Here is a 17,980-nt window from a genome sequence, read left to right as displayed (position 1 = left end):
ACGATTAGCATAGGGATGCAGAAGGATGAGCAAGTTATTGAAGTTTAAGCGCGCTCTGTGCGCCAAAGAAGCTTGTGAGCTTCTGGAGAGATTGATCGACGAACCCGTATCGCCTGAATCACTCTCAGTTTTAGGAGATCAAGGGTATTTGAGTAAATTGCTTGCCTACAATCAGCTGCTCGTAGGTTTCGAGATACCTGAAGATGGTGGAACAGCGGCGCTCGTTGAGGCCATGATGGGTAATGGCGCAGAGCGCGCTTTCATGTCATTCGAAGGAATCCGTCTTGGAAGCATGGTCGCGCACCCCTTCGGAACAAAAACTATCGACGCAAGTTTTGCCGCCCAGATCCAAGACAAGGCAGGGAAAAAGTATTTAGTTTTCGTGATGCCTGAGGACATTGGTGGCGGTTGGAATATACCGACCCTTCTTACCATGGATGAGATTACTGGTATCAACGCCGACGACCAGGAAAACCTTCATTACCTTGCATCAGAACTCATCACATTGGCTCAGTTTGCGAACTCGTCTGAAGCTCCGCCACTGCCCAAAACCATAACCGATAAACCGTCCGCCGACTTGAAACATCCGGACGGTTCGTGGGCCATTCTTGAGTTCATTGATGAGAAAGGCCCCATACTAAAGCATCCACATTTGACCGAAGGCAACGATATGCCGCTACGGTCTCGACGGACATTGCTGACAATTGTCGCGTCTCTATGCAGTAGTCAGGGATTAGACATCCGAGCTCGGGGCGCGTCTCAGCGGATAAAAGAGATGACGGAGCAGATCGGGGCACCAGTCGACGACGAGACCATCAGGAAAGTCCTTTCTGCAATTCCAGATGCCATAGAAAGCCGCGCAAAATAAAAACACCTAATTCGGGAGCGCGAAATCCTAATTCGGAAACCCCGATTATCGTACACAGCAATATGCGTCTCGTACCCATACGGAGGCGCACAAATGCACCCTTCATCGACCGCAGTAAAGGCCCTTATCCGCCAGCCGGCGCTTTGTGCATGGCTAGATCTATCACGCTCCGGGTTAGATAAGCTCCGCAAAAAAGACTCTACATTTCCGCGACCTCTAAAGAACGGCGATACGCGGCAAGCCGCTGCGTTCTATGTCGTTGAGGAAATTCAATCGTGGCTCAAAGCCAAAATTGAAGAGAGGGACGCCGCATGAAAGACAAAAAAAGGGCCGACCAACAGGCCAGCCACAAAAATACTCACGTCGAGAATACCAGCGGAACAGCCCAGCGCGCTCGCCTTTTGGAACGACTGCAAGCTGGCCCAATCGATACCTTCACCGCCATCCGCGAACTGAATATCGTCCGTCCTGGTGCCCGCATCAATGAACTACGCAGCCTGGGCCACAAGATCCTGACCCACCGCCTCACGTTGACCGACGATCAAGGGCGCACTCACCAGGGCATGGCGCTCTACTACCTCAGCACCAACCCGCCTGAGGGGGTATCGGTATGATGACTACGATCATGCCAAGCGATAGTCGGTCGAAAACTCCGCTTGCGGCAATGTGGTGTCGGCGCTATGGTTCAAGGGTCACGGTAAATCCCGTGACCGACCTTGGCCGGTCGAGTATCGTTAGGCGCACAAGCGCCCACCATCCGATTGCTGGCGCTTTTTTTGCGTCCGCACATTCGTGTTATGGCGGCTGTGCGTGGGACACCTTCGGGTGTGCCGGGTTCCTAACGTCCCGGTCGGCCAACCCGCGCACAGCTGCCACCCCTCCTCGCTTGGCCGCGAAAAGTGGCAGCTCCTCAACGTTAGGAGCTACACCGATGACCACTCTACATCCGTCCGCAATTCATGCATGTGTTCACAGCCGCAGAGCCTTGCCCCTACTGCATAGCATCACGCAGGAGGCTGTCCAATGAAGACTGTCGACTCTATCGTCATCAAGCATGGCGAACTTCGCGCACCCACGAACGTTAGCGGCTCCGTCATTGGCCCGGTCTCGCTCTCTGCGTCCGAGTTGATCGGTCTGCGTAATGCCCGCGCGATGTTCGACGAATTAAGGTCGCTCCTTTCCGATGCTGTTCTGCCAGCTATCGGCGGCGCCCGCCATCCCGTGAGCGTCCGCCTGACGACACTGCTAGGCGAGATTCATATTCAATCGGCTGGCTTCCTTGCGCAGCACTGGCGCGAAGCCGATCGCTTTGCAGAAGCCAAGGAGGTGGCAAATGTCGATCATCGCAATCACTAATCCTGGGGTAGTACGAGGTGACAGCTACTTCATGGTCATGACGCCGGCGAAGCAAGGCAATGGCATCCTCATCGCCAAAATCATCGCCCCGTTCGCAACGGAGGCTGATGCGACCAAGGCAGTAGAGCTGCTGAACAGTCGGTATCCAGGCACCGGCTCAAGCATCGGCTTGTCCCAATACATTGACGATCACGATGCTGAGGATCTGGACAGGCTCTATTGCCAAGCTCGAGGCGGCCTCGCCGAAGTTCTGACGGACCTCACCAAGGGGGCCGCCAAATGACTGATTTCAAGCAATTGCTAATCGACCCTGAAAGCTTCGGGAACATCACGACCGACAGGCTCAAAAGCATAGGCTCTGCCGCCGATGACATGGGTGGAACCATTAGCCACGGTATAGCTGCTATCGGAGCAATCCTGGCGAGTGCCGCGATGAACGAGGACGCAGGCTTGAACACTGACGCCGTGGCCGATCTTGGCTGGCTTCTGCAAAGCCTAGGCACGCTCAGCTCAGGATTGGACGGCATCAAAACAAGAGCCAATTCCCGCATCGAACTGCGTAGCCCCCAGAAAGAGGCTTAACCCATGAACATTCAAAACGACGCACCGACGTCGACGGGATCGGCTTGCCCGAAGAAAGTCACCGAACTGTTTTACGTAACGCATCCAAAGGCGCCCAAGGCGCTGCTAGGGCCCTTCTTGACCGAAGCTGACGCCGAGTGCGGGCGCGTTGTTATGCGTAATGCTGCCGCGCAGATAACGGTGCGCCTGGTCGATGCAATTGATGAGTTCACACGCGGTCATGGCGTGAATAATGGCCGGGTCTGCCGCGCCTTTGCTGGGAGAGCCAGCCATGGATGATGCAACTATTCTGTTCCGTGACGCGCTCCAGGCGGTCTATGGGCAGCTCGACTGGCTGCCTGAACCAGATGGGGTAATCCACCGGTTCCGCGTCCCTGAGGACAAGCCAGGCTCACTTAACGGCTGGTACGTGCTTTACCTGGACGGTATAGCGTCGGGCGCGTTCGGCAGTTGGAAGGCTGGCGGCGCCAGCACCTGGTGCAGCCGCGAACCGGTGGACGCTCGCGAAGCCGCGCAGATCCGCGAACGTGTTGACCAAGCCCGGCGTCAGCGCGAAGCCGAGCAACACCGGCGCCAGCAGGAAGCCGCCGAGAAAGCCATTCACTGGTGGCGCAATGCGCGCCGCGCTTCACCCGACCATCCGTACCTGGTCGCCAAGGCAGTTCGCTCCTACGGCCTGCGCCAGCGTGGCGCTGACCTGCTGATCCCGCTGTACCTAGATGGGCGCTTGGTCAACCTGCAACGAATTGCTCCGGACGGCGACAAGCGCTTCCTGTTCGGCGGCCGGATCAAGGGCACCTATTCGCCGCTGGGCATCATCGAGCCAGGTTCTGTGCTTTGCATCTGCGAAGGGTGGGCGACGGCAGCCAGCCTCCACCAGCACGGCGGCTATGTCGTTGCCGCGGCCATGAACGCGGGCAACTTGATCCCGGCGGCGATGAGCTTGCGCGCTCGCTACCCGGGCCAGGCAATCGTCATCGCCGGCGACGACGACCGGCTCACCGATGGCAACCCGGGGCGCGTAGCGGCAAACGCCGCGGCGGCGGCAGTGGGTGGCCAGGTGGCTTTCCCTGACTGGCCAGAAGGCGCCCCCGATGACCTTACCGACTTCAACGATCTCGCCAACTGGAAACTCGCCCATGTCCAAGCCTGACACCAACGTGATCAACCTTCGGCCGGACGCCGCGACCATTGCGCCAGATCGCCCCTGCTGGGCGGTGTATGAGCATTGGGTGATCAATGAGAAGGGCCGCAAACTGCGCCCGGGCGTTTACTGGCATAGCTTCAAGCGCGCCGCCGCTGACCAGGACGACGCCGAAGGCGATACCGGCGACCGACCTATCACCGATGAGTGGATCTCAAGCCCTGTCACGGTCGTGGCCCGCACCACCAACAGCGACGACGGCAGCGAGGGCCGGTTGCTGCGCCTGGTCACAGAGGGCGGCATCAAGGAATGGATCATCGCCATGGAAGTCTTCGGCGGCAGCGGCGAGGACGCCCGGCGCGCCTTGTTCGGGATGGGCGTCATCATTGCCCTCAAGAAGCGCGGCACGTTCATGGAGTACCTGCTCGACCAGCATCCGGCAGAAGTGTTTGCCACCACCAGCCGGCCAGGCTGGCATGAGTCGGGCGCGTTCGTGCTACCTGGGAGAACCATCGGTAGTGCCAATGTGCGGTACCAGGCCAGCAACAAGGCCCAGGTACTTTTCAGCCGGCGCGGCGAGCTGGCGCTCTGGCAATCCGAGGTGGCTACCAAGTGCGCGGGCAACCCGGTGCTTACTCTGGCGATCGGGTGCTCGCTGGCTGGCCCGCTGCTGAGTTTGGTCGGCGTGCTGGGTGGTGGTGTTCACCTGGTGGGCGACAGCTCCAGCGGCAAGTCGCTGGCGCAGCTGATCGGCTCGTCGGTATGGGGCGACCCGGGCGTGTTCGCCGCCAGTTGGGACATGACCAAGGGCGGCCTGGAGATTGAAGCATCGAGCCGTAATGACACCATCCTGCCCTTGGATGAGATCAAGCGCGCCGATCCCAAGCGCGTACAGGAAATGGCGTACTCCCTCGCCAACGGCCAGGGTAAAGGCACCATGACCCGCGAGCGCGAAGGCCGCGCCAAGCTGAGCTGGCGCCTACTGACACTCTCCAGCGGCGAGCGCTCCCTCTCCGAACACGCAGCCATATCCGGCAATGCCGCCCACGCTGGCGCCGAGTTGCGCATGGTCGACGTGAACGCCGGTACCCGTACGCACCGAGCCTTCGACGAATTGCATGGGCTTGAGGGAGCGGATTTTCACCGGCAGCTCACCGTAGCGGTCGGCGCCCACCACGGCCACCTTGGGCCAGCCTTTGTCGAGAAGCTGCTCGAGAGCGACGACCGGGCCGGCCTACTGGAAGATTTCGCCGGGGTACGCGCCAGCTTTGTGGAAGACAATGCCCAGGCCGGCCGAGTGGCTGATCGGTTCGCCGTGATCGCACTAGCCGGTGAAATGGCAATCGCGTATGGCCTGCTACCTTGGGTGCCGGGTACCGCCCTCGCCGACTGCCGCTTGCTGTACGGCGAATGGCTTAGCCGGGTTGGTAGTGGCAATGCAGAGGATCGGCAGATCCTGGCCGGCATCCTGGACTTTATCGACCGCCACGGCAGCAGTCGCTTTTCAGATGTCGACGATCAAACGCCTGACACCAAGGTGTTCAACCGGGCCGGTTACTGGGAGCTGGTGGGCACTAATCGCCTGTATCTGTTCAACAAGCCGGCGCTCATCGAGGCAGCGCACGGCTATGGCCTGTCTCGCATAATCAAAGCGCTGGAGGTCGCCAACGTCCTCGCACGCCGTGACAACGAGCGTAAAACCAAAAACTACCGACTCCCTGGTGGTGGCCAGGCACGTCTCTATGTGATCGACCCAGACATCATGGATCGTGAAGGCGGTGGCGTATGAACGTCACTCAAAGACCACCAATTCAGATTGCCCGAGTTCACAGGAACCTAGAATCACTGGCAACAGTGGCAACACCGGCAACGGCCATATGGGGTGTGGCTTACAGCCGTTGCCACCCTATAAAAAAAGTGGCAACAACTGGCAACGCACACCTCATTTTCAACATAAGAGATCCGATCTCTCCTTTCATTTGGTTATCACTGTTGCCGGTAAAAAACCTGTGGCAACAGTTTGGCAGCCTCGGCAACGCCTGGAGGCCACGGTTTACCGGGCTGTTGCCATTGTTGCCGCTGTTGCCGGTGTTTTTGAAATCACAGGAACATTGGATTAGCAGCGATCAGGCCGAGGTGACTATATGAGCCTCCTATCCGGCTTGCTAAGCCAAAGACCAGCACCGCTATCAACACCGGCCGATATGCAGTCGCAGAATCAGCCACAAAGCCTATCGGCTCAGCCTGCGGAAACTGCACGCCAGGTAGAAATACTCGACACACAGGCACGACATGCCCACTGGCGGGTGATGCTCAACGGGAAAGCGGTCTGCAGCATGATTGGCGAGCCAATGACAGAGGCTCAGGCCTTGGAAGAAGTCCGGCACCGCTGGCCTAGCGCTGAAGTCATGCATCCACAAGATCATGCACAGGAGCCAGGTCATGGCCATTGAAACCATTATTCGGGCCTGCACCGTGGCAGAAGTAGAGCAGGCCGGCGCATTGCCTGAGCTACTGGCTGCCTATAGCGATGAATCGAGAATCCCTGAGCTCGGCGAGGTAGATGCCTGCTTTGCGACGTATCGGGCAATGGAGGCGAGTGGTGCACTGCACATTCTCGGCGTGTTCGGCCCTGACCTGGTCGGGCTTGCGTCACTGCTGGTGTATGGGTTGCCGCACTACGCAGGCCGCCGCATTTGCGCAATGGAGTCGTTCTTTGTGGAGCCTGCTGCGCGTAGTCACGGTACGGGCATAAAGCTACTGCGTGCTACTGAGGCACTTGCCCTTGAACTGGGCGCGTCTGCTCTGATGGTCAGCGCGCCAGTTGGCAGCAGACTGGCGACGGTCCTGCCTCGCTCCGGCTACCGGGAAACCAATCAGGTATTCCTGAAGGGGCTCGCATGAACGACATCACTTCAGCAACGCCTTCACTTCCCACGATGACCAGCCGCGACGTAGAGAAAGTTCAAGGATTGGAGGCGCACCTACTCGGTATCGAACAGGTGGCCATCCAGACCCGTCACCACTTTCATGCCGGACTGTACGCCCGAACCATCCGCATCCCTGCCGGCGTGATGATCACCGGCGCCCTGATCAAGATCCCCACCCTGCTGATTGTCTCAGGGCACGTCACAGTCTTCATCGGAGGCAAGTCAATTGAGCTGCATGGATACCACATCGTCCCAGGACAGGCCGGACGCAAACAGGTGTTTCTGGCGCATGCCGACACTGATCTAACCATGACCTTTGCCACCCAGGCTAAGACGGTTGAAGAAGCCGAATCAGAATTCACCGATCAACCCACAGCGCTCATGTCGCGCCAGCAAAGCAACGATCTGATCATCACCACTGGAGAATAACTATGTCTGGATACACAACAGCTGTTGCTTTATCCACCGCCGCCGCCGCCACCGTGTACTCGGTGTACGCCACTCAACAATCGGGCAAGCAGGCACAGTTGAACTCTGATGCCCAGTCGGACCAGGCAAAGAGCGATGCTGACACCGCTGCGAGTGCCGCCGTGGTGCAGGCCGACCGTATCCGCCGCCTGGCACGCTACCAGGCCAGCGAAGCAAATGCCGCATTGGCTGCATCCGGGGTTGAGACCGGTGCCGGTACCGCGATCAACATCAACGAGCAGATCATCGGCAATGCCGAGGAAGACGCAGCGCTGACCATCTTCAATGGGCAAAACCAAAAGGTACGGGGTTACGCCGACTCCAGCAACTACAAGCTGGCTGGGAGCCAAGCTCGCTCTAATGCGAATGCTGAATCTGTCGGCACCGTGCTTTCAAGCGGGGCAAAAATCGCCGGTGGATGGAAGGCAACGGCTTCCGGACAAAACATGCAAGGCCAAGCCCAGGCGTTGAATACCAATCCGGCCTGGGTCAAAAACAGTTAACGCCACAACGGGCTTATGATCGGGCCAGGCGGCCACCGCGGTGAATGGCATCAACGGCCGTTGAACGACCGTTGTTTGCCAATGCCGCCGACGCTTTAAATCATTGGACCGACCAAGACCCACTACCAAAACTCGATTGCTGGGGGCTTATGAGTGATCAATGGAATTGCGGCTATTGACCTACATAACAGGTCTGCCCTCGCGCGCGCGCGCGTTTGCAGGCCCCAAATGACCCGTCGTACAGCGCCGACGCCGACAATAGATTGGTTCCAAGTGATCATGGAAATATCGCGCTATGGGCTCTCAATGCAGGTAATTGCTCAAACCATTGGCGTGGCACGTACAACGCTGCTGGGCTGGAAACAGGGCGCTGAACCTCGCCACTCGGAGGGCGATCGTCTGCTAACTTTTTGGACCAGCGTAACTGGTCACGATAGGTCAGAAGCACCGATGGTCTCGATCAGCGACTGGTGGGCATACCATGCCAAGTAGTTTCGACCTACTGCTGCAAGATGCAGAGCCTAGGCGAGTCATCAGGGAATTGCGGCTGTAGGTGGCTCGTTGGGGCTAACTCAACCGCTGGGCAGCTAGTCATACAGTCTTTCGAGACAGTGCTACGATTTCAAGCTGGTGTGACCTCCACCCACTTACTCAAGCGGGCGCTCGCTGCGTAGCTAAAGGGGGTCGCACTTCACCCAATAGAAAATGCGCATGAAAAAAATCCCGTTCTGCCTCGAATTCTTAGAGCCTATCAGGCACCTGGCTATCTTGGGATGTGCCGGAGCGTCTTCGATAAGGCGGTGCGGCCATACGTGCTCGAGTTCGCGATCGGTCAGCGAGGCGTTGGCTTCGACCGCTTGGAGCTCGACCAGTGGGCGGATTTGTACATAGCAGCGCACTCGATTGAAAAAAAAGCGAAGTTGGAGTCATCGTCGGTTCCGATCGCAACTCCACAATTAGGCCGTAAAAAGCGCGGTCTGGTTATGGCAGCCTCGGTCACTGGCAAAGCTCCCTATCAAACACCCGCGTCAGAGAACTTCTACAAATTGGTGGATGAGATCCTGGGGAGGTCAGCGGACAAAAAAGATCGTAGGCGGGGAAAGCATGAGAACCAAAAGCCGCCAAGCGAGGGTTAACCCAGGACCATATATGGACGATGATTGCGAAGTGGTATTTGTCGCCGCCCTGGGCAAGATGCTCGGCCGGACTGAAGCATCTGTCAGGGAGGGAATTCGCCGGGGCGTACCGTGGCTGCCCATGGGTTTCAAGATGGGCATCAGGCATTGCTGGTTGAAGGAGGGTGTTCGGGAGTTTCTGCGTGCGTGTCGCGACGGCGAGAACAAGGCGCCGAAGGTCGGTAGACCGCGACATGCACCGCCAACACTGAGAGCGTGAAATAAATGCGCTATTTGACCGTAAAAAAGTTCTCCAGCGAGTCGGGATACACCGAGGCCGCGATTCGAGCAAAGATCGCTGACGGCACATGGGAAAAAGACTACGTTTGGCGAAAAGCACCAGATGGCCGGGTGCTGATCGATGTTGAGGGTTACGAAGCCTGGATCGAAATGGGCAAACCATCAAGATCTCACCGAGGAGGTAGATTTCGGTCAGTTAATAGCCCAAAACCGGTAATGAGCCTAGGGCCGGAGCGTGGAAGTCCAAAGCCGCTGGTTTGATACCGTCTGTCGGTGCGGATGTGCAGACCAAATGGCTACTCTCGAGCGCCTTCCGGCGATTCGCCCCATCAATGAGCTGTGACACCAGGTATCGCGCCGCATCATCAGGGTGTCCAGCGTCGTCGTGGCACCACAACCAATTACAGACGACGATCAGTTTCGGCACCGTCAAAACCGGGTAAGAACACCCCCTACCCGACTGCTTAAACAATGGGTAAGAACACCCCTCCCCTGACCACTAGCGCCGTTTGAAAAACCAACCCCATGAATGAGGCTGATCGGGGTTGAATATCCCGTTGCGGAAACACCCCATGAATGATCAGCAGCAGTCGTTTTAATGTCGGTTTTTGTCATATTCCGATGCGGCGTGATGACAGGTTCTCGACCTGAAAAAAGTTTAGGCTTTGTTGATCGTCGGTGCTAACCGGATCGGGGGGGGGGGGCATCCACTCTGGTATCCACTGTCTCAGACATTAAAGGGCCAAGACCTGAAGCGTGCCCACGCCCGCCGAACATCACCCCTCGTAGCTCCCTGTCAGGACAACAGATTCGACGGCCGGTACTAAAGGAAAAGTGAGAAAATGCAGGAACAGGCTACAATCACGAGCACCAGCTGATCCGCTAACCGTGGTGGTGTCTTAGGCAGGAAGCGTAAATTCACTTGCGACTTTCGTCAGCAGGATCGATAAATAAACAAGACACATGGCCTGCGCCGTTGTCGAAGTTATAGGCCAACCAATTCTAGGGAGGTAAGCATGGCTAAGAATTTTTTGGATTTGAAGACAGATCCAGGCCTGTTGTCTGCGCTCCAAGGGGCCTCGCAACGCAAGCAAACTGCCGCAGAGATGCTGGAACAGCGCATCTCGTTTGTCTACGGGTCTGTGAGCTCGAAGAACGGAGTAACGCGTGACCAAGTTCGTAAGCTAATACTTGAGCAGGAAGGAGCCGAAGGGGAAAAACGTTGATCCTCTTCGAGCTATGCGGTAACACTGAGCAAAATCTAGTTTACCGAGAGCTGGAAGTTTCTAATGGCAATCGGCAGTACGATTTTCTGCGGTCTATAGTGGGTGCTGCATTAGCTGTAGACCGCGCATTCCTGTCAAACCACATCATTAAAGCATTGAATTTTCATGCTATCACTTGCCTGCATACGAATGCTGGCGAGTATCGACCTTGCCAAGTCTTCGTAGGTAACCATACGCCTCCAGAGCACTACCGTGTCGAGGCGCTAATGGACGACTTTGTGAATATGGTGAACAGAGACTGGGAGCTATCCGACCCAGTGGCGCTGGCAGCACTCGTGCTCTGGCGGCTGAACTACATTCATCCATTCATCAACGGCAACGGTCGTACAGCAAGGGCGGCCTGCTATTTCGTGTTGTGTGTGAAATCAGGGGGCTGGTTACCTGGTGCCACGATACTTCCAGAGCTGATTCGGCGCGACCGGGCTGAATACGTTGATGCATTGCGCCTCGTGGATGAGTCTGTCGCCCAAGGAGCGCGGGATCTAAGCCCACTGCATGAACTGTTGTCCAGACTCATCGGAGAACAACTCGCTACGCAACCAGCTCCAGCCGGTGGCCCGCCTGATTAACTCCCGCCAGCGACCAAGTGGAGAGTTATTGGGAGCCATAAAAAAGGAAACAGGCGCCCATACCGACGACGTGTAACTAGGCAGGGTGTTACAGCTCCCGATACAGTAAAACACGCTGTTTCATGTAGCGCTCACGCGCAGATTTCGCGCACCCGAGCGGAGTGAAAAGCCACAAAGTACGCAGGCTGGTACGCGCTAGCTATAAGTACGCACTCTGATGCGAGTGCCGCTCAAGTTCGCGCTTGAGGTTCGCACCCGCCAATGCGAACCCTGCTGACGGTTACCAGCGCGGTTAACACGAAAAGTTACCAGATTGGTCGGTTGCCAAGCGTCAGGTTTCCGCTGTTGTTTCCAGGGTTTGCAGTGGTATCTCGATCACTTGCCTAGGTCGAACGAGCCTAAAGGCTTGAAGTTACGTCGACTGTTGGTGTCGTCATTCCGGGCTGAGCGCCGGCGTCTATCCAACTCTTGAAGTCCGGATCACAGCAATACCGGACAATTGTTGGTTCGGAATGGTAACCACCCATGCCCATGCCCATGTTCAGAAAATTCACACTTATCCTATCAATTGGGCGTGCTCTTAGAGCTTCATATCCTTTGCTGTCAAAGTAGCTGTCGATAAGTGGCATAAGCTCGTCATCCTTACCCAAAGGAGTCGTCTGAAAGAACCACCCATGGCGATTAAACACTTGCGTCAGTTGCTCAGCTACAGACATCACATGAGAGGGCGGCAGGGAAAGCCCGTAAGACGCGTTGGTTAGTAGCTGCAAGGTAAGGGGAGACTTTCCCGACTCAATGCTCTCCCACTCCCTAGGAGTTTTACCTGTGAAATATGCGAGCTGACCAGGATGGATGCTGTTATCCAAACGGATTTCTCGGAGCACCAGCAGTAACAATGTGGATTGGCTTGAGTTGCGTTGCATCGGAGTCGACGGTCCTTGGCTGGATGGATTTTGTCCTGCCGAGAAATGTAAGCTCCTTGAGAAAAGCGTCAAGGTAAATCTGCCTTTCACGAGACGCGGGGATAGGGCGAGTCATCCGGAAAATGTGGCCGACACCTACAATCAGAGTGGCAGGAATGCCACTGCGTGGCACTGTGACCACGCTTTCGCGCTGACGTGAGGTCCCGCTCGTCGGATCAATCCGACTTACCAAATGGTCGCTTTCGAGCACCTTCTGGCGAAAAGAAAAAAGGCCGAAAACCACCTAGCAGCGAGCGCCATGTATCCCCACATGTATCCCTCACGCAACAATCAAGATAAAAAATCAATTATTACAGATGGTTAAGTAACCAGTTCAAATGTCTGTGTAACCAAGTACCGATCCATAGATGTCTACAGCAGTCTATGAATCACCTCAAGAAGCCCGCCTAGTGCGGGCTTTCTTGTTTTCTACCGTTTCAAAAGACCCTAGCGCTGACAGCGCTGCCTCCTGAATGCCCTCCCCCAAACATCAACCCACATACGCTCATGACCCGGCTGCAATGGGGTTAACCGCGAGCGCTGAAACACCGTTTCCCCTTCAGTTGTGCGGGGTTTCCCATGCCCCCCTCCGAAATACCTGACACCCAAGAACATTTACTTCCGAGCATGATCCGCATCGCAGGAATACAGCCGCGCTGCCTGAACGCCCCAGCCCGCTGGTAAAAATGCGGGACACAGGAACGGCAATCACGCTGGCCGAGTATCTGCCGTTGCGACGGGATTCGTTCGGGGCACTGTTCTTCTTTGATCTCATCGATGCGGTCGAAACGCTCGCCCCCCCCTACGAGCACTCAGACACCGTCGAATGGTGGAGTACACTCCGAGAGGCCAGCCGATATGCTGATGTCAAAGCAGCGCTGACCCATCCCGGGACGAGCAGCAACAACTTCAACTCGCTGAACGGCCTTGCATCCTCACGCGCAGGTCTCCCAGGTCAATCGTCAGATCAGGGCTCGGCAGACTACCCAGTGTGTCGTTCAGGTTCATCCGCAATGGCTTATCGGGGTCAAGCCCATATTCAAGGTTCAATGCCCTTGACCAATACGTCGCTGAGGTTCCACTGCGGGCGAAGGTCGTTTGCGTCACTCAAGGGCACACTGTGCAATTGCTGGCGTGCGTCTCTGTCTTCGAAACTCGAAGGTGTCTTCAACAGTTGCCCTTCATGGCTCAGGCCTAGGCGGCTAAAGGCTCGATTATCCGCATCGGGCCCCCAGGAAAGTGAGAGAGGTTCAAAGCGAAACAGTCGCTGGCCAGCTAGGCGAAACTGCTGGCCATCAAGCTTTTTCACAACGGCGACTGCATTCGCAGGAAAAACCGCCCATCTGTATTTTGACGCTCGCCCGCCCCACTGTTAGTGTCCGGCTCCACCCTTGCACGCATGCCGTGCTCTACCTGGAAGGCACGATTTATCTGTAAGAAGCAGTACCCCAAGGACAACAGATCATTCTCAAAATGAACGGAGTTCAGCGCGTGTTTTCGATTTCCCGCCGCCAACTGTCAGTGATTGCCGCAGCCCTTGCACTGGCTGCATGCAATACCTCTGTCAACGAACAGCCACCGGCGCCAGAGCTGGGCTCAGGCTATCGCACCGACCTCACCACCCAACAGGCTGAGCGTCATATGGCGGCCGCCGCCAACCCGCTCGCGGCCGAGGCCGGGCGAGAGATGCTGCGCAAAGGCGGTTCGGCTATCGATGCGGCGATTGCGATGCAGGCGGTGTTGACCCTGGTGGAGCCGCAGTCATCCGGCATCGGCGGTGGCGCGTTCATCATGCTGTGGGACGCAAACACCGTGCACGCCTATGACGGCCGCGAAACAGCGCCAGCCGGGGCGACGGAGCGGTTATTCCTGAAGACCGATGGTAAGCCGATGGCGTTTCCAGACGCGCAGATTGGCGGACGGTCGGTCGGCACGCCTGGGGTATTGCGTGCTCTTGAGATGGCACACAAGAAGACCGGTCACCTGCAATGGGCCGAGCTGTTCGAGCCGGCGATCCGGTTGGCGGAACAGGGCTTCGCCATTTCTCCACGCCTGCACAGCCTGATCGCAGCCGACCGCTACATCGCGCAATCGCCGGACATGGCAGCGTACTTCCTGAACGCCGATGGCTCACCAAAAGCCACCGGTACGCTGTTGAAAAACCCCGCACTGGCCAACGTATTCAAACGCATCGCCAAGGAAGGGCCGGATGCACTGTACCAAGGGCCGATTGCCGATGAGATCGCACGCAAGGTGCAGGGCCATCGCAACGCAGGCAGCCTGTCCCTGGCGGACCTCAAGGGCTACGCCGCCAAAGAGCGCAAGCCGCTGTGCACCGATTACAAACAGTGGAAAGTCTGCGGTATGCCACCGCCGTCATCGGGCGGAGTCGCCATCGCACAAATCCTCGGCACCTTGCAGGCGCTGGAAGCACGCGATCCCGCCCTGACCATCGCAGCCATGCAACCGGTGAAAAGCTCGTCGCCTGCTGGCCTTGAGCCCGCGCCCGAAGCCGTGCACCTGCTGGCCGAAGCCGGGCGCCTGGCGTTTGCCGATCGCGCGCTCTATGTCGCCGACGCGGACTTCGTTCCAGTGCCCGTGGCGGGTCTGGTCGCACCGAACTACCTGGCCAAGCGTGCGGCCTTGATCGGCGAACGCAGTATGGGCATCGCCAAGCCGGGTGTACCTGCAGGTATCCAGGTGGCCTACGCGCCGGATCGCTCGCCGCTGCGCATTTCCACATCACAAGTGGTGGCGGTGGATGACCAGGGCGGCGCTGTGTCGATGACCACCACGGTGGAAGCGGCATTCGGCTCACATGTGATGGTGCAGGGCTTCTTGCTCAACAACCAGATGACCGACTTCTCGTTTATTCCCGAGGAAAACGGCCAGCCAGTCGCCAACCGCGTCGAGTCCGGCAAACGCCCGCGTTCGGCCATGGCGCCGACCCTAGTGTTCGACCGCAAAAGCGGCGAATTACTGGCCACGGTGGGTTCACCCGGTGGCTCGCAAATCATCGAGTACGTGAGCAAGTCCCTGGTGGCCATGCTCGACTGGAAACTCGACCCGCAAGCCGCCATCAGCCTACCTAACTTTGGCAGCCGCAATGGCGCAACCGAGCTGGAAACCGGTCTGTTCAGCCCCGCGCTGAAACAGGTCCTCAAGGACAAGGGCCATGCGCTGAGCGAGATCGATATGACCAGCGGCATCCAGGCCATCGTCCGCACGCGGGATGCCCAGGGCAAAGTGTCGCTGAGCGGCGGCGCCGACCCTCGGCGCGAAGGCGTAGCGGTTGGCGACTGACTATTCAATCAACGGAGAACGCGCTCGTGCAGCAGGCAGATAATCTCGGCGCCATCCCTGGCGTCGACCACGGTTTTTGTTCGATCAATGATCCGCTGCGCCCGGCAGAGGTGTTCATCTGCAAGCAGGTGCATAGCCCTTCGGTGATCGAGTGGCAAGCCGACCAGGTGCCCAATACCGTTGAAGCGGACGGGGTGTGCACGGGTGAGCATCATCCCATTGCGGTGATTACCGCCGACTGCCTGCCCCTTCTCATTGCCTCGCAGGGCGGCGAAAAGGTCGCTGCGGTGCATGGAGGATGGAAGGGCCTGCAAAGCGGGATCATCGCCAATGCCATCAAGCGCTTTACCGATGAAGGGATTGCGGTCGACCAGTTGCGGGTGGCGATCGGGCCGTCGATCAAACCGTGCTGCTATGAGGTAAGCGAAGGGTTTGTGGCGCAGTTTCAGGCTGACCAAGGGCACGTGTGGTCAACCGGGCAGGCGCCGTGGAGCACCGCTCAACCAGCGCCGTTGCTGCCGCCTGAGATCACACCACCCTACGCCCGGCAAGAGGGAAGTGCGTGGTTTGATTTGAGTGGTTATGGGGTGATGTTGCTGCAAGCCGCCGGCATCCGGCGGGAGCAGATCGAGGTGAGTGAGGTGTGCACTTACTGCACCTCCCGCACCTTTGCCAGCTACCGCCGAAGGACGCATCATCCAGAGGAAGTGAAGACGCTGATTTATTCGTGGATTGCTCGCATCACCGACTGATCTTCAACCCCTTGCGCCCCGCGTGCCGCTCCAACGCCAGCTCGATCAGCCGGCTCACCAGTTCGCTGTAGCTCATCCCCGCCGCCTGCCACAGCTTGGGGTACATGCTGATGCGGGTGAAGCCGGGCAGTGAGTTGATTTCGTTGATCAGCACTTCACCGTCGTCGGTGAGGAACACGTCGACCCGTGCAAGACCGGAACAACCCAGCACCTCGAACGCCTCGATGGCCAGCCCGCGAATACGCTCGCTGGCTTCCTGGCTGATGTCGGCCGGCACCACCACCTGGGCGGCCTGGTCGTCGATGTATTTGCTGTCGTAGGAGTAGAAACCGCTGCTCACCACGATTTCGCCACAACCACTGGCGATGGGGTTTTCGTTGCCGAGCACGGCACACTCGATTTCACGGCCTTTTACGGCGGATTCAACCAACACCTTTTCATCAAAACCCAGGGCCAATTCGACAGCCGCGTGGTATTCGGCTTTGTCGCCGACTTTACTCACGCCCACGGAGGAACCTTGGTTGGCAGGTTTGACGAACATCGGCACGCCGAGTTTGTTCACCGCAGCCTCAAACGAAGTACGCGCCGCGTTGCCGCGGGTCAGGGTGATGAACGGGGTAACGGCGATACCAGCATCGCGCAGCAGGCGTTTGCTGATGTCCTTGTCCATGCACACCGCCGAGCCGAGTACGTCGGAACCGACAAAAGGCAGGTCCGCCATGCGCAACAGACCTTGCAGGCAACCGTCTTCGCCGAGAGTGCCGTGGACGATGGGGAAAATCACATCGACATGTTCCAGCAAGCCCGTGCCCGAGGTCTCCACCAGCTGCTGGTTGGCCTTGCCGGGCACCACCGCCAGTTCGCGGTTGGACTGGTTGAGTGCGATCAGGGACGGGTTTTCCTGGTTGAGCAGGAAGTTCGATGTGTCGTTGAGGTGCCAGTGGCCAGCCTTGTCGATACCGATCAACACCGGCTCGAAACGGGAGCGGTCCAGCGCGTCAACAATGTTACGCGCCGATTGCAACGAGACTTCGTGCTCGGCCGACCTGCCACCAAAAATAATACCTACCCGCACCTTGCTCATGACCCGGCCTCACTGTTGAAAGTAAGGCTTCTTACCACGGGCGGTCAGCGATTCGCTACCAGATGTGCACCGAACAGCAGGTAGCAGCCCCCGGCAAAGCGGTCGAGCCACTTGCGCGAGCGACTGTAGAGATCGGCCATGCGCTCGCTGGAAAACACCAAGGCCACGCAGGAATACCAGCTGAACGACAAGGTGGCCATGGTGATGACCGCCAGAGTCAGCAGCAGCGGTGAGGGAGACGGCGGCATGGTGGACGCGAAGATGGTGGCCACAAACAGCGCCGCCTTGGGGTTCGACAAGTTACCCAGCAACCCCAGCCGCCAGGCGGAAAACAGCGAGCGCCGAGCCTCGTCCGGCAGCATGCTCTGGCTCATGGCCGGTGCCGAGCGCTTGAACAACTTCAAGCCGAGGTAGATCAAGTAGCAGCCACCCAAGACCTTGAACGCCAGGTAAAGCATCGGCGCGGCGGTAAACAACGACTTGATGCCCAGGCCGCCGGCCAGTCCCCACAGGATGGTCCCCGTCGCCACACCGGCCGATGCCACCACGCCATGGCGACGCGAACAACTGGCGGCCAATTGCGCCGTATTGAAAAAGTTGGGGCCGGGCGTCACCACTGCCACTGTCCACAGCAGGGCCAGCGAAACCAGGGGCGCCAGGTAGGCGGGGTTGAAAAAATCCATGGGAGGCAGCTCCATCAGCGCAAGGCACGAACAGCGATCATAGGCCTCGCCCACGCCCTGCACAATCGTACAAGA

At 58.0% G+C, this 17,980-nt stretch carries 21 protein-coding genes; 16 read left to right on the top strand and 5 right to left on the bottom strand.

From position 1 onward, the window contains the following. Positions 1-25: 25 nt before the first annotated feature. The 9 genes from U367_RS0122925 (at position 26) to U367_RS1000000131820 (ending at position 6,098) form a co-directional block, all read left to right on the top strand. Positions 26-868, top strand: a complete 843-nt coding sequence (locus tag U367_RS0122925; protein ID WP_028618722.1) for a hypothetical protein — start codon at positions 26-28, stop codon at positions 866-868. Between the two features lie 311 nt (positions 869-1,179). Continuing rightward, on the top strand, positions 1,180-1,482 hold the full coding sequence (locus U367_RS0122915) for a helix-turn-helix domain-containing protein (RefSeq protein WP_028618720.1): 303 nt from the start codon (positions 1,180-1,182) through the stop codon (positions 1,480-1,482). A 409-nt stretch (positions 1,483-1,891) separates the two neighbouring features. Then, the gene (locus U367_RS0122910; protein ID WP_028618719.1) at positions 1,892-2,224 is read left to right on the top strand and encodes a hypothetical protein; all 333 of its coding nucleotides are present in this window, start codon (positions 1,892-1,894) and stop codon (positions 2,222-2,224) included. After that, a complete protein-coding gene (locus U367_RS0122905) occupies positions 2,202-2,507 on the top strand; it encodes a hypothetical protein (RefSeq protein ID WP_050587924.1) in 306 nt (101 codons plus the stop codon). The genes U367_RS0122910 and U367_RS0122905 overlap by 23 nt, the downstream gene beginning before the upstream one ends. Continuing rightward, positions 2,504-2,806, top strand: coding sequence for a hypothetical protein (locus tag U367_RS01000000130265; protein ID WP_050587923.1), 303 nt, complete (start codon positions 2,504-2,506; stop codon positions 2,804-2,806). The genes U367_RS0122905 and U367_RS01000000130265 overlap by 4 nt, the downstream gene beginning before the upstream one ends. Positions 2,807-2,809: 3 nt before the next feature. After that, complete coding sequence (locus tag U367_RS1000000131140) at positions 2,810-3,085, top strand: hypothetical protein (RefSeq protein WP_073860063.1); 276 nt, start codon at positions 2,810-2,812, stop codon at positions 3,083-3,085. Further along, positions 3,078-3,959, top strand: coding sequence for a toprim domain-containing protein (locus U367_RS0122890; RefSeq protein ID WP_028618717.1), 882 nt, complete (start codon positions 3,078-3,080; stop codon positions 3,957-3,959). The genes U367_RS1000000131140 and U367_RS0122890 overlap by 8 nt, the downstream gene beginning before the upstream one ends. Then, entirely contained in the window at positions 3,946-5,739 is a 1,794-nt protein-coding gene (locus U367_RS0122885) for a DUF927 domain-containing protein (RefSeq protein ID WP_028618716.1), read from the top strand. The genes U367_RS0122890 and U367_RS0122885 overlap by 14 nt, the downstream gene beginning before the upstream one ends. Beyond that, entirely contained in the window at positions 5,736-6,098 is a 363-nt protein-coding gene (locus tag U367_RS1000000131820; protein WP_152537930.1) for a hypothetical protein, read from the top strand. Before U367_RS0122885 ends, U367_RS1000000131820 begins: the two co-directional genes overlap by 4 nt. A gap of 83 nt (positions 6,099-6,181) precedes the next feature. Here the strand turns inward: U367_RS1000000131820 and U367_RS1000000130530 are convergent, their stop codons facing one another. After that, a complete protein-coding gene (locus U367_RS1000000130530) occupies positions 6,182-6,394 on the bottom strand; it encodes a hypothetical protein (protein WP_161634131.1) in 213 nt (70 codons plus the stop codon). Between U367_RS1000000130530 and U367_RS0122875 the strand changes: the two genes are divergently transcribed. From U367_RS0122875 to U367_RS01000000130255, 5 genes are all read left to right on the top strand, one after another. Then, positions 6,393-6,854 (top strand): GNAT family N-acetyltransferase, encoded by a 462-nt coding sequence (locus U367_RS0122875; RefSeq protein ID WP_050587921.1) that lies wholly within the window; start codon positions 6,393-6,395, stop codon positions 6,852-6,854. The genes U367_RS1000000130530 and U367_RS0122875 overlap by 2 nt on opposite strands. Beyond that, positions 6,851-7,309, top strand: coding sequence for a hypothetical protein (locus tag U367_RS0122870; protein WP_028618714.1), 459 nt, complete (start codon positions 6,851-6,853; stop codon positions 7,307-7,309). The genes U367_RS0122875 and U367_RS0122870 overlap by 4 nt, the downstream gene beginning before the upstream one ends. A gap of 2 nt (positions 7,310-7,311) precedes the next feature. Beyond that, the gene (locus U367_RS0122865) at positions 7,312-7,851 is read left to right on the top strand and encodes a hypothetical protein (protein WP_028618713.1); all 540 of its coding nucleotides are present in this window, start codon (positions 7,312-7,314) and stop codon (positions 7,849-7,851) included. A 2,431-nt stretch (positions 7,852-10,282) separates the two neighbouring features. Further along, positions 10,283-10,492: a hypothetical protein gene (locus tag U367_RS0122850; protein ID WP_028618711.1), complete on the top strand. Its 210-nt coding sequence runs from the start codon at positions 10,283-10,285 to the stop codon at positions 10,490-10,492. Beyond that, positions 10,489-11,121, top strand: a complete 633-nt coding sequence (locus U367_RS01000000130255) for a Fic family protein (RefSeq protein ID WP_050587919.1) — start codon at positions 10,489-10,491, stop codon at positions 11,119-11,121. The genes U367_RS0122850 and U367_RS01000000130255 overlap by 4 nt, the downstream gene beginning before the upstream one ends. Before the next feature lie 398 nt (positions 11,122-11,519). Here the strand turns inward: U367_RS01000000130255 and U367_RS01000000130250 are convergent, their stop codons facing one another. Then, positions 11,520-12,044, bottom strand: coding sequence for a hypothetical protein (locus U367_RS01000000130250; protein ID WP_050587918.1), 525 nt, complete (start codon positions 12,042-12,044; stop codon positions 11,520-11,522). Between the two features lie 1,078 nt (positions 12,045-13,122). Further along, a complete protein-coding gene (locus tag U367_RS1000000132540) occupies positions 13,123-13,254 on the bottom strand; it encodes a hypothetical protein (RefSeq protein WP_269078568.1) in 132 nt (43 codons plus the stop codon). 302 nt (positions 13,255-13,556) lie between these two features. Here U367_RS1000000132540 and ggt point away from each other — a divergent pair, with 302 nt between their 5' ends. Together ggt and pgeF are read left to right on the top strand one after the other, a co-directional pair. Next, entirely contained in the window at positions 13,557-15,386 is a 1,830-nt protein-coding gene (ggt, locus tag U367_RS0122835) for a gamma-glutamyltransferase (protein WP_050587917.1), read from the top strand. Positions 15,387-15,412: 26 nt separating this feature from the next. After that, the gene (gene pgeF / locus U367_RS0122830) at positions 15,413-16,138 is read left to right on the top strand and encodes a peptidoglycan editing factor PgeF (RefSeq protein WP_028618709.1); all 726 of its coding nucleotides are present in this window, start codon (positions 15,413-15,415) and stop codon (positions 16,136-16,138) included. On the opposite strand, the gene ddlA is transcribed toward pgeF, so the two are convergent. Continuing rightward, positions 16,128-17,222 carry a D-alanine--D-alanine ligase gene (gene ddlA, locus U367_RS0122825; protein ID WP_028618708.1) on the bottom strand — a complete coding sequence of 365 codons (1,095 nt, stop codon included), beginning with the start codon at positions 17,220-17,222 and terminating at the stop codon, positions 16,128-16,130. The genes pgeF and ddlA overlap by 11 nt on opposite strands. A gap of 44 nt (positions 17,223-17,266) precedes the next feature. Then, positions 17,267-17,905: a LysE family translocator gene (locus tag U367_RS0122820; protein ID WP_028618707.1), complete on the bottom strand. Its 639-nt coding sequence runs from the start codon at positions 17,903-17,905 to the stop codon at positions 17,267-17,269. Between the last annotated feature and the right edge of the window lie 75 nt (positions 17,906-17,980).

Source organism: Pseudomonas canadensis (assembly GCF_000503215.1).
Lineage (GTDB): Bacteria > Pseudomonadota > Gammaproteobacteria > Pseudomonadales > Pseudomonadaceae > Aquipseudomonas > Aquipseudomonas canadensis.
This window is presented reverse-complemented; position numbering and strand designations above follow the sequence as displayed.